General features: G+C 61.8%; 10 protein-coding genes. 9 read left to right on the top strand and 1 reads right to left on the bottom strand.

The features are described from left to right. Positions 1-43: 43 nt before the first annotated feature. The 3 genes from ACTJK9_RS28510 to ACTJK9_RS28500 all read left to right on the top strand — a co-directional run bounded on the left by ACTJK9_RS28510 (position 44) and on the right by ACTJK9_RS28500 (position 2,760). The gene (locus ACTJK9_RS28510) at positions 44-826 is read left to right on the top strand and encodes a sulfite exporter TauE/SafE family protein (RefSeq protein WP_085612006.1); all 783 of its coding nucleotides are present in this window, start codon (positions 44-46) and stop codon (positions 824-826) included. 96 nt (positions 827-922) lie between these two features. Continuing rightward, positions 923-1,738 carry a prolipoprotein diacylglyceryl transferase gene (gene lgt, locus ACTJK9_RS28505; protein WP_039767887.1) on the top strand — a complete coding sequence of 272 codons (816 nt, stop codon included), beginning with the start codon at positions 923-925 and terminating at the stop codon, positions 1,736-1,738. 50 nt (positions 1,739-1,788) lie between these two features. Beyond that, complete coding sequence (locus ACTJK9_RS28500) at positions 1,789-2,760, top strand: thymidylate synthase (RefSeq protein ID WP_064600185.1); 972 nt, start codon at positions 1,789-1,791, stop codon at positions 2,758-2,760. A gap of 62 nt (positions 2,761-2,822) precedes the next feature. On the opposite strand, the gene cadR is transcribed toward ACTJK9_RS28500, so the two are convergent. Beyond that, on the bottom strand, positions 2,823-3,272 hold the full coding sequence (cadR, locus tag ACTJK9_RS28495) for a Cd(II)/Pb(II)-responsive transcriptional regulator (protein WP_007953454.1): 450 nt from the start codon (positions 3,270-3,272) through the stop codon (positions 2,823-2,825). Between the two features lie 84 nt (positions 3,273-3,356). On the opposite strand from cadR, the gene ACTJK9_RS28490 reads away from it, so the two are divergent. The 6 genes from ACTJK9_RS28490 to ACTJK9_RS28465 all read left to right on the top strand — a co-directional run bounded on the left by ACTJK9_RS28490 (position 3,357) and on the right by ACTJK9_RS28465 (position 11,838). Continuing rightward, the gene (locus ACTJK9_RS28490; protein ID WP_440817668.1) at positions 3,357-5,666 is read left to right on the top strand and encodes a heavy metal translocating P-type ATPase; all 2,310 of its coding nucleotides are present in this window, start codon (positions 3,357-3,359) and stop codon (positions 5,664-5,666) included. Between the two features lie 16 nt (positions 5,667-5,682). After that, positions 5,683-6,546 carry a LysR family transcriptional regulator gene (locus ACTJK9_RS28485; protein ID WP_007953452.1) on the top strand — a complete coding sequence of 288 codons (864 nt, stop codon included), beginning with the start codon at positions 5,683-5,685 and terminating at the stop codon, positions 6,544-6,546. Between the two features lie 211 nt (positions 6,547-6,757). Next, positions 6,758-7,834: a putative 2-aminoethylphosphonate ABC transporter ATP-binding protein gene (locus ACTJK9_RS28480; protein ID WP_440817666.1), complete on the top strand. Its 1,077-nt coding sequence runs from the start codon at positions 6,758-6,760 to the stop codon at positions 7,832-7,834. Beyond that, positions 7,834-9,558, top strand: a complete 1,725-nt coding sequence (locus ACTJK9_RS28475; protein ID WP_440817663.1) for a putative 2-aminoethylphosphonate ABC transporter permease subunit — start codon at positions 7,834-7,836, stop codon at positions 9,556-9,558. Before ACTJK9_RS28480 ends, ACTJK9_RS28475 begins: the two co-directional genes overlap by 1 nt. 47 nt (positions 9,559-9,605) lie before the next feature. After that, positions 9,606-10,631, top strand: coding sequence for a putative 2-aminoethylphosphonate ABC transporter substrate-binding protein (locus ACTJK9_RS28470; RefSeq protein ID WP_064600170.1), 1,026 nt, complete (start codon positions 9,606-9,608; stop codon positions 10,629-10,631). Between the two features lie 244 nt (positions 10,632-10,875). After that, on the top strand, positions 10,876-11,838 hold the full coding sequence (locus tag ACTJK9_RS28465; RefSeq protein WP_221397423.1) for an IS110 family transposase: 963 nt from the start codon (positions 10,876-10,878) through the stop codon (positions 11,836-11,838). The last annotated feature ends 11 nt before the right edge of the window (positions 11,839-11,849 follow it).

Below are 11,849 nucleotides of genomic sequence, written 5' to 3'. Positions count from 1 at the left end.
ACCATGCCGCTCCGGTTTTGGGGACGCGCCTTGGGAGGCAGCCATGGAATTTCTGCTCTATCTGGCGCTGGGCGCCTGTGCGGGCGTACTGGCCGGGCTGTTCGGGGTGGGCGGCGGGATCATCATCGTCCCGGTGCTGGTGTTCAGTTTCACCTTGCAGGGCTTCGATCCGTCGATCCTGACCCATCTGGCGGTCGGCACGTCCCTGGCGACGATCATCTTCACCTCGGTCAACGCCGTGCGTGAGCATCACCGGCGCGGTGCGGTGCGCTGGCCGATCTTCCGCTGGATGACCGTGGGCATTCTGCTCGGCGCCGGTTTCGGTGCATTGACCGCCGAAGCGATCTCCGGCCCGAACCTGCAAAAGATCATCGGTGTGTTCGCCCTGATAATCGCCGCGCAGCTGGCGCTGGACGTCAAACCCAAGGCCAGCCGAACGGTGCCGGGCAAACTCGGTCTGACCGTGGCCGGCAGTGTGATCGGCTGGGCGTCGGCGATTTTCGGGATTGGCGGCGGCTCGCTGACCGTGCCATTCCTGACATGGCGCAGCGTGCCGATGCAGCAGGCGGTGGCGACCTCGTCGGCCTGTGGCCTGCCGATCGCCGTCGCCAGTGCCATAAGTTTCATGATTCTGGGCTGGCATGATCCGTTGCTGCCGGCCCATAGTCTCGGTTTTGTGTATTTGCCGGCGCTTTTGGGCATTGCCCTGACCAGCATGGTGTTCGCCCGTCTCGGCGCGCGGCTGGCGCACAGGTTGTCGCCGAAGTTGCTGAAACGGCTGTTCGCGGCTTTGCTGTTTTGCGTGGGCCTGAGCTTTCTGTTCTGAGCCGTGTGTTTTGGCAGGTCGCAATCCTGGCTTAATCCTGAGGTGACAGCGTCGCCCGGGAATTTTTGAAGATTTGAATGCTAACGAGGAGTCGCAATGCTGCCTTACCCGCAGATCGATCCGGTGGCTTTGGCCATCGGTCCGCTGAAAATCCACTGGTACGGCCTGATGTACCTGGTCGGCATCGGCGGCGCGTGGCTGCTGGCATCGCGCCGGCTCAACCGTTTCGACCCGACCTGGACCAAGGAAAAGCTGTCCGACCTGGTGTTCTGGCTGTCGATGGGGGTGATTGTCGGCGGGCGCCTGGGTTATGTGCTGTTCTATGACCTGAGCGCTTACCTGGCCAACCCGACGCTGATTTTCGAAGTGTGGAAGGGCGGCATGTCGTTCCACGGCGGTTTCATCGGCGTGATGCTGGCCGCGTTGTGGTTCGGCAAGCGTAACGGCAAGTCGTTCTTCCAGCTGATGGACTTCGTCGCGCCGATGGTGCCGATCGGTCTGGGCGCCGGGCGTATCGGCAACTTCATCAACGCCGAGCTGTGGGGCAAGGCCACCGACGTGCCGTGGGCCATGGTGTTCCCGCCGTTCAGCGACCCGGCGCAACTGCCGCGTCACCCGTCGCAGCTGTATCAGTTCGCACTGGAAGGCGTGGCGCTGTTCCTGATCCTCTGGCTGTTCTCGCGTAAACCGCGACCAACCATGGCGGTCTCGGGCATGTTCGCACTGTTCTATGGCATCTTCCGTTTCATCGTCGAATTCGTCCGCGTGCCGGACGCGCAACTGGGCTATCTGGCCTGGAACTGGCTGACCATGGGTCAGGTACTCTGCGTACCGATGATCATCGGCGGGCTGTTCCTGATCTGGCTGGCCTACCACCGCGCCCCGGCGGCGCCGGTTGCACCGACAGCTTAAATATTCGAACCCCGGCGACGTTTGCCGGGGCTCAAGGACACAGGTAACTCATGAAGCAATATCTCGATCTGGTGTCGCACGTCATCAACAACGGCACCAAACAGGCCAACCGTACCGGCGTGAACACCATCAGCTTTCCGGGCGCCATGCTGCGCTTCGATCTGCAGGAAGGTTTCCCGGCGATCACCACCCGCAAGATGGCCTTCAAATCGGCCATCGGCGAGATGTGCGGCTTTCTGCGTGGTGTGAACAACGCTGCGGAATTCCGTGCGCTGGGCTGCAAGGTCTGGGATCAGAACGCCAACGAAAACGCTCAGTGGCTGGCCAACCCGTTCCGTCAGGGCGAAGACGACCTCGGCGAAATCTACGGCGTGCAATGGCGCAAATGGCCGGCGTACAAGCAGATACCGCTGAGCAACGCCGCCGCCATCGAACAGACCCTGAGCAACGGCTACAAGCAGATTGCCCAGGGTGAAGAAGACGGCCAGGCCTACGTGGTGCTTTACAAGGCCATCGATCAGGTGCGCCAGTGCGTCGACACGATCATCAAGGACCCGGGCAGCCGCCGTATCCTGTTCCACGGCTGGAACTGCGCCCAGCTCGATGAAATGGCCTTGCCACCATGTCATCTGCTGTACCAGTTCCACCCGAATGTCGAGACCAAAGAGATCTCGCTGACCCTCTACATTCGCTCCAACGATTTGGGCCTGGGCACACCGTTCAACCTCACCGAAGGTGCCGCGCTGCTGAGCCTGATCGGTCGCCTGACCGGCTACACCCCGCGCTGGTTCACCTATTTCATTGGTGACGCCCACGTCTACGAAAACCACCTGGACATGCTCAACGAACAGCTCAAGCGCGAGCCGTTCGCCATGCCGAAACTGAAGATTTCGGATCGCGTGCCGGAGTTTGCCAAGACCGGTGTGTACCAGCCGGAGTGGCTGGAGCTGGTAGAGCCGAGCGACTTCTCGCTGGAAGGCTACGAGCACCATGCGCCGATGACTGCGCCGATGGCGGTCTGACAGTCTTCACGCAAAACCCTTGTGGGAGCGGGCTTGTTCCCACATTTGGTTATGCGTGAGTCTTAATGGCCGTGACTGCGACCCACATGCGAATGCTCAACCTCCGCCGCCACAACCCCGCCACTCACCTCCAGCCGCTGCAGGATACCGCACTGATCCGCCTCCGGCCCTTCGCCACAGCGCTGGCGCAGGTCGAGCAATTGCGTCTGCAATGCCAGTAACCCATCGATCCGCGCCTTGACGTGCTGGATGTGCTCGTCGATCAGCGCATTCACGCTTTCGCACTGATCCTGCGGACTGTCGCGCAAGGCGAGCAGGCTGCGGATTTCTTCGAGGGTCATGTCGAGGGTGCGGCAGTTGCGGATGAAGGTCAGGCGCTCGGCGTGGGCCTGGGTGTAGACGCGGTAGTTGCCGTCGCTGCGGGCCGGTTCCGGCAGCAGGTTTTCACGCTCGTAGTAGCGGATGGTTTCCACGGCGCAATCGGTCTGTTTCGCCAGTTCTCCGATCTTCATGGCGGCAATCTCCAAAAGGGTGCTTGACCCTATAGTGGCTACAGGGTCTTTACTTGGCAACAGGCACCTTCATGGACGCGACCAATGAGCGATTCCCTGCACACCCACAAGCCCGGCGACGGGCACGATCACAGTCACAAACTGCAGCCTGTGCATAAACATGCCCACGGCGGCGATTCCTGCTGCGGGTCGAAAACCGTTACGCCTGCGCCGGCTCATTCGAGTGAAGACTCGTGCTGTTCGTCGAAAGTCGCCGCACCTTCGCTTGTTCAACTGAGCGAGGCAAAAAGCGCCGACGCCCGGCTGAGCAGCTTCCGCATCGAGGCGATGGACTGCCCGACCGAACAGACCCTGATCCAGAACAAGCTCGGCAAACTGGCCGGGATCCAGCAGCTGGAATTCAACCTGATCAACCGCGTGCTTGGCGTGACCCACAATCTGCCGGACACCGCGCCGATCATCGACGCGATCAAATCCCTGGGCATGCAGGCCGAGCCACTGGAGGCGGGCGTCGAAGCGCCAACGCCGGCGCCGGTGAAAAAACACTGGTGGCCACTGGCGCTGTCCGGCGTCGGTGCGCTGGCTGCCGAAGTGATCCACTTCACCAACGCCGCCCCGAGCTGGGTGGTGGCGATCATCGCGCTGATCTCGATCCTCAGCGGCGGCCTGACCACCTACAAGAAGGGCTGGATCGCCCTGAAGAACCGCAACCTCAACATCAATGCACTGATGAGCATCGCCGTGACCGGCGCCGTGTTGATCGGCCAATGGCCGGAAGCGGCGATGGTGATGTTTCTGTTCACCGTGGCCGAGCTGATCGAAGCGCGCTCGCTGGATCGTGCGCGCAACGCCATCAGCGGCCTGATGCAGATGACGCCGGAGCAAGCCACTGTGTTGCAGGCGGACGGCAACTGGGTCGAACTGGATGTCAAAAGCATCGATCTCGGCGCCCGCGTGCGGGTGAAACCCGGCGAGCGCATCGCGCTGGACGGTGAAGTCGTGAGTGGCAGTTCGACCATCGATCAGGCGCCCATTACTGGAGAAAGCCTGCCGGTGGAGAAAAACGTCGGCGACAAAGTCTTTGCGGGCACCATCAACCAGGCCGGTTCGCTGGAATACGCAGTGACAGCCGCAGCCAACAATTCCACTCTGGCGCGGATCATCCACGCCGTGGAACAGGCGCAAGGCGCGCGGGCGCCGACCCAGCGCTTCGTCGATCAATTCTCGAAAATCTACACACCGGTGGTCTTCGTCCTGGCCCTGGCCGTGGCGATCACCCCGCCGCTGTTCATGGGCGCCGCGTGGTTCGACTGGATCTACCGCGCGCTGGTGCTGCTGGTGGTCGCTTGCCCGTGTGCGCTGGTGATTTCCACCCCGGTGACCATCGTCAGTGGCCTCGCCGCAGCGGCGCGCAAAGGCATTCTGGTCAAGGGCGGCGTGTACCTGGAGGGCGGTTTCAAGCTTGACTATCTGGCCCTCGACAAGACCGGCACCCTCACCCACGGCAAACCGGTGCAGACCGATTACCTGTCCCTCGACCCGACTGCCGACGCCACGGCCCCGGCGATCGCCGCCGCGCTGGCCGGTCGCTCCGATCACCCGGTATCGCTGGCCATCGCCAATGCGGCTGTGGATAAAGGTTTGGCGGTTCTGGCTGTGGATAACTTCGAAGCGCTGGCCGGCCGTGGGGTAAAAGGCGAGGTCAACGGTCAGGTCTACCATTTGGGCAACCACCGTCTGGTCGAAGAGCTAAGCCTGTGCTCGCCGCAACTGGAAGAAAAACTGTTCGCGCTGGAGAAACAGGGCAAGTCCGTGGTGCTGCTGCTCGACCGCTCCGGCCCGCTGGCGCTGTTCGCCGTGGCGGATACGGTCAAGGAAACCAGCCGCGAGGCGATCCGCCAACTGCACGAACTGGGCGTGAAAACCCTGATGCTCACCGGCGACAACGTCCACACCGCCCAGGCGATTGCGGCGCAGGTCGGGATCGGTCAAGCCAAGGGCGACTTGCTGCCCACCGATAAACTGCAAGCCATCGAAGACCTGTACGCGCAGGGCCATCGGGTCGGCATGGTCGGCGACGGTATCAACGACGCGCCTGCACTGGCGCGGGCGGAGATCGGTTTTGCGATGGCGGCGGCAGGCACCGACACGGCGATCGAAACCGCCGATGTCGCCCTGATGGACGATGATCTGCGCAAGATTCCGGCGTTCATCAGCCTGTCGCGCCATACCGCCGCTATCCTCAAACAGAACATCGCGCTGGCGCTGGTGATCAAAGCGATCTTTCTTGGGGTAACCTTCGCCGGATTCGCCACCATGTGGATGGCGGTGTTTGCCGACATGGGCGTGAGCCTGCTGGTGGTGTTCAACGGTTTGCGCCTGTTGCGCAAATAGAGGAAGAGGGGCGGTTGTGCTGAGTGCCGAGCTGAAAGCGTTTTACATGGTGGCCCGCCTGGGCAGCATCACGCTGGCGGCGAAAAAGCTCGGCCTCAGTCAACCGACCGTGACCACCCAGATCCGCAATCTGGAAAGCCAGTATTCGGTTGAGCTGTTCTACCGTGGCGGCCGGCGTCTGAGCGTCAGCGACGAAGGCGCGCGCCTGTTGCCGATGGTCAAAGCCTTGTTGCAGCAGGAAGCCGATATCGAGTTCTTCCTGCGCAACAGTGGTCAGGTGCAGGGCACGCTGCGCATTGCCGCCACCGCGCCGTATTACATCCTCGATCTGGTGAAGACCTTCCGCGAGCGCCTGCCGCAGGTGGAGGTGTCGGTGGAAATCGGCAACTCGCAGCAGGTGCTCGAAGCGCTGGAGGATTACCGGGTGGATGTCGCGGCGTCGTCGCAATTGCTCGACGATGCGCGGCTGATCCGCCGGGTGTTGGGCAGCGATCCGCTGGTGCTGGCGGTGCATCGCAATCATCCGCTGGCGGCACACGACCATGTGACGCTGAGTGCGCTGGCCGGGCATACCTTGCTGATGCGTGAATCCGGCTCGACCACCCGGCGGCTCACCGAAGAATTGCTGGCCAGTGCCGGCGTCAGTTTCGGCCCGTTGCTGGAGATCGGCAGCCGCGAGTCGATCCGCGAAGCGGTGCTGCGCAACATCGGCATCAGCATCATCGCCCGCCAGGAAGTGCCGCACGATCCGCAGTTAAGGGTGCTTACCCTCGAAAACGCGCCGCAGATTCCCGAATACCTTTACTGCCTCAAGGAACGCAAGAACGCTCGCTTGCCGGCCGCGTTTCTCGGCCTGGCGCAGGAAATGTCCCCGGCCTGAGATGTTTCAGTGCCTGTGCCGGCCTCTTCGCGAGNAACACTATCCCCTGTGGGAGCGGGCTTGCTCGCGAAGGCGTCGGACCAGGTAACGCAGGACTTGAGAACTGAACCAAAATCCCTGAATACCACTATCGGTCGATTTTGCCTTGTTGCCATATGACCGACGCATTACAACTCTAGGATTCGTCTCATCTGCTTGATGAGGCCTGTCCATGAACCCTGCAATCGCAACTGCCCTGACCAACCCCGGCGCACCGATGAAAGTGCGCGGCGTGCAGAAGCGCTTCGGCGCTTTCACGGCGCTGGATAACGTCTCCCTCGATGTCGCGGCCGGTGAGCTGGTGTGCCTGCTCGGCCCGTCGGGCTGTGGCAAGACCACGTTGTTGCGCTGCATCGCCGGTCTGGAGAAACAGGACAGCGGCGAGTTGTACCTCGGCGAGCGCGACGTTTCCCACCTCGCGCCCCAGGCTCGGGATTACGGCATCCTGTTCCAGTCCTACGCGTTGTTCCCCAATCTGACCGTCGAAGCGAACATTGCCTACGGCCTCGCCGGCAGCGGTCGCGATGAAGTGCGCCGTCGCGTCGGTCAGATGCTGGAACTGGTCGGCCTCAGCGGCAGTGAGAAAAAGTACCCGGGCCAGTTGTCCGGCGGCCAGCAGCAACGGGTGGCGTTGGCCCGCGCCCTGGCCCCCGCACCGTCGCTGTTGTTGCTCGACGAACCGATGTCGGCCCTCGACGCCCGGGTGCGCGAGCATCTGTGCACCGAGCTGCGCCAACTGCAACGCAACCTCGGCATCACCACCCTGATGGTCACCCACAATCAGGACGAAGCCATGCTGATGGCCGACCGCATCGCCGTGATGAACAACGGCAAGGTCGAGCAGTACGCCACCCCGCAGGAAATCTACAACCGCCCGGCCACGCCGTTCGTGGCCGAGTTTGTCGGCCAGGGTAACTGGCTGCCGTTCCAGCGCAGCAGCGACAGCCACGCCAATGTCGGCGGGATGAACCTGCGCCTGGCCGACGGCAGCGTCCACAGCCCATCGGGCCGGCTGTTCTGCCGTCCGGAAGCGATCAACGTCAATCCGCTGGTGCACGAAGAAAACCTGTTCCCGGCCAAGGTCCGCGAGATCACCTTCCTCGGCAACCGCTGCCGCATGAGCTTCGAGCTTGATCAACTGCCCGGTCACGCCTTGCTCGCCGAACTGGCACCGGAAGCCATGCCGCGCCTCGGCGCCCAGCAGATCATGGTTGCCTTGCCGCCACGCAGCCTGCAGGTGTTTGCCTGATGAACAGCAACCTCGCACTGCCGCTGCCGCAAAAGCAGGCGCGGCAGATGTCCGGGGCCGAGGTCGGCGACCGGATCTTCGTCCTTGGCGGCAAACTCCTGCTGCTGGTGCTGCTCGGTGTGGCGGTGCTGCTGCCACTGCTGGCGATCTTCTGGCGCGGCTTCAGCAGCGAAGCCGGGCAGGGCGGTGGCTGGCTCGCCGCCAAGGAGCTGGTGACCAGTGACAATTTCCACTGGCTGCTCGGTAACAGCCTGAAAGTTTCCCTCAGCGTTGCGGCCATTGTCGTACCGCTGGCCTACCTGTTTGCCTACGCCTTGCAGCGCACGTTGATTCCGGCAAAAGGCATCTGGCGCGGGATCTCCCTGCTGCCGCTGATGGCGCCGTCGATGTTGCCGGGGATCGCGCTGGTTTATCTGTTCGGCAATCAGGGCCTGTTGCGCGGGCTGCTGTCGGACAACATCTACGGTTTCTGGGGGATTGTTCTGGGTGAGGTGATCTACACCTTCCCACACGCCTTGATGATTTTGCTGTCAGCCCTGTCGCTGGCGGATGCGCGATTGTTCGACGCTGCGTCGAGCATGGGCGCGAGCCCGGCGAAAGCCTTCCGCAGCATCACCTGGCCGGCGACTCGCCAGGCTGTGTTTGCCGCGTTCTGTCTGGTGTTCACCCTGACCATCACCGATTTCGGTGTGCCGGTGGTGGTCGGTGGCGACTATCAGGTGCTGGCGCTGGAAGCCTACAAAGCGGTGGTCGGCCAGCAGCAATTCGGTCGCGGCGCGTTGATCGGCATGGTTCTGCTGCTGCCGGCGCTGTTCAGCTTCGGGGTCGATGCCTGGCTGCGTCGGCGTCACGGCGACGCCATGAGCGGCCGCGCCCAGGTGTTCAAACCGGCACCGTCGAAGAAGCGCGATGCCTTTTATCTCAGCGTTGTGCTGCTGATCAGCGCTGCGTTGCTGCTGGTGTTCGGCATGGCGGTGTTCTCGTCGCTGGTGAAGTTCTGGCCGTACAACCTGTCGCTGTCGCTCAATCACTACCAGTTCAACGAGACCGCCGGCGGTGGCTGGCTGGCCTACGGCAACAGCCTGAAGATGGCGCTGGGCACGGCTCTGATCGGCAGCGTGCTGATTTTCACCGGCGCCTACCTGATGGAAAAGACCCGCAGCCAGCGCGGACTCAATCTGACACTGCGCATGCTCAGTTTCGTACCGATGGCGGTGCCGGGGCTGGTGCTCGGTCTGGGTTACGTCTTCTTCTTCAACCTGACCGGCAACCCGTTGCACGTGCTGTACGGGAGCATGACCCTGCTGATCGTCTGCACTATTGCTCACTATTTGACCACCGCGCAGATGACCGCCACCACCGCGCTGCGTCAGCTCGACGCGGAATTCGAAGCCGCCGCGCTGTCGCTCAAGGCGCCGCTGTACCGGCATTACCTGCGGGTCACCGTGCCGATCTGTCTGCCGGCACTGCTGGACATCGTGCGCTACCTGTTCGTCTCGGCCATGACCACCGTGTCCGCCGCGATCTTCCTCTACAGCCCCGACACCCTCCTCGCGGCGGTGGCGGTGCTGAACATGGATGACGCCGGCAACGTCGGCGGCGCGGCGGCGATGTCGACCCTGATTCTGTTCACCTCGGCGGGCGTGTCCTTGCTGCTGGCGTGGGCTTCGCGCGGCTTGCTGCGCCGTTCCCAGGCCTGGCGGCAAACGGCGCCCGGTCACTGATCCACGACTTGTCCCTATCGCCTCAACTCACCTACAGGAAAACGATCATGTTCAAGCCTATGGCCCTGGCCGCTGCTGTGCTCGCGACTTTCAGCCTGAATGCCTTCGCGGCAAAAACCGAGTTGACGGTGTACACCGCCCTCGAAGCCGAGCAGTTGAAGTCCTACAAAGAGGCCTTCGAAAAGGCCAACCCGGACGTCGAGATCAAGTGGGTGCGCGATTCCACCGGGATCATCACCGCCAAACTGCTGGCCGAAAAGGATCGCCCGCAGGCTGACGCGGTGTGGGGCCTGGCGGCGTCCAGCCTGGCGATCCTCGATCAGCAAGGCATGCTGCAAAGCTATGCGCCGAAGGATCTGGGCAAGATCGGCGCGAACTACCGCGACGCCGCCAATCCGCCAGCCTGGGTCGGCATGGACGTGTGGGCCGCGACGATTTGCTTCAACACCGTTGAAGCCGAGAAGCAGGGCCTGACCAAACCGGTGAGCTGGCAGGACCTGACCAAGCCTGAGTACAAGGGCAAGATCGTGATGCCGAACCCGGCCTCGTCCGGCACCGGTTTCCTCGACGTCAGCGCCTGGCTGCAAACCTTCGGCGAGAAGCAGGGCTGGGCCTACATGGACGGCCTGCACCAGAACATCGGCCAGTACGTTCACTCCGGTTCCAAGCCTTGCAAACTGGCGGCGGCGGGCGAATTCCCGATCGGCATTTCCTTCGAATACCCGGCCGTTCAGCTCAAGCGCCAGGGTGCACCGCTGGACATCATCCTGCCGAAGGAAGGCCTCGGCTGGGAGATCGAAGCGACTGCCGTGATCAAAGGCACGCCGCACGAAGAGGCCGCGAAAAAACTGGCCGACTTCTCCGCCAGCGCTCCGGCGATGGACCTGTACAAGGAAAACTTCGCTGTCCTTGCCCAGCCGGGCATCGCCAAGCCGCAGACCGAGCTGCCGGCCGACTACGAGCAGCGCCTGATCAAGAACGACTTCGCCTGGGCCTCGAAGAACCGCGACGAGATCCTGACCGAATGGCGCAAGCGCTATGACGGCAAGTCCGAGAAAGTCGCTGCCAAGTAAGGTCTTCATCGACTGACAGGGCCTCTTCGCGAGCAAGCCCGCTTGTATGTTTAGACTTGAAGGGGTGGGCGGGACTAAAAGCTCGATTCCGACTCTAGCCAGTACGGACCGTGGGAGACTTCTCGTCCCGCCCTTTCTACCTAAAGCGCCGATAAGGAATTCATCGGTAAAACCGACGATAGAGGCAAGCCAGCGCTACGGTAGACCCCGACAAGCTCTTAAACCCTAGCTCCGAGGATTCGTCATGACAATCCTTACCTCGCCAACGGTGATTGGTGTCGATGTGGCCAAGGCCGAAATCGTCGTTTATCGCGAAGATCTGAAAATCATCCAGGCCATCAACAACGACCGCACATCTGTAGGTCATTGGCTGAAGACCCTGCCCGCCCAAAGCTCAATCGCCCTGGAAGCCACTAATCTCTACCACCTGGACACGGCCGAACTGGCCCATGGTATGGGGCATCGGGTTTACATCGTGGACCCTTACCGGGTGAGCCATTACCGCGAAAGCATCGGTCAGCGTGCAAAAACCGACCCTTGTGATGCACGTCTTCTGGCGCGTTATCTAACCAGTGAACAGCATCGGCTGCGGGTCTGGAACCCACCACCGCGGCACTACACAGTGTTGAAAAGTCTGCTTAACAAGCGTGCACAGCTGATGAAGGTCCGAGTCAGTATCAAGCTGAGCTGGTCAACCGAACCTCTTCTTGAAGATCTTTTGGCCGATGGGTTGAAGCATTTCAAACAGCTGGATCAGGCCATTCAGGAGTTGCTTCGTAAAGTCAGCCAAGAAGCCGGAATTAGTGAAAACATCAGACGCTGCAAAGCGATTGAAGGAGTTGGTGAACTCACGGCAACGGGCCTGGCAACTACATACATGCGAGGTGAGTTCGCCAGCGCCGATGCGTTCATCGCCTTTCTGGGAATGGACTTGAAGGCAAAAGACTCAGGTAAGAAACACAGTCCTCGCCACTTGAGCAAAAAAGGTGACGGGGAATTACGGCGTCTTGCACACAATGCAGCTATGGCAGCTTGTCGGTCCCCTGTCTGGAAACCGTTCTATGAGTCCTATCTGGCAAGAGGTCTAGCCAGAACCCAAGCCTTGGTCATCCTCGCCCGCAAGCTTTGCCGGGTGGCATTCGCCCTCATGAAAAACCAGAGCGAATACCAACCGAATTTAAGGTTGCAGGGTTCCCCTGCAACATAGAATCTCCCACA

Source organism: Pseudomonas sp. 22082 (assembly GCF_052046055.1).
Lineage (GTDB): Bacteria > Pseudomonadota > Gammaproteobacteria > Pseudomonadales > Pseudomonadaceae > Aquipseudomonas > Aquipseudomonas pharyngis.
Note: the sequence above shows the minus strand (reverse complement) of the source record. Positions and strands in the feature narration are given on the sequence as shown.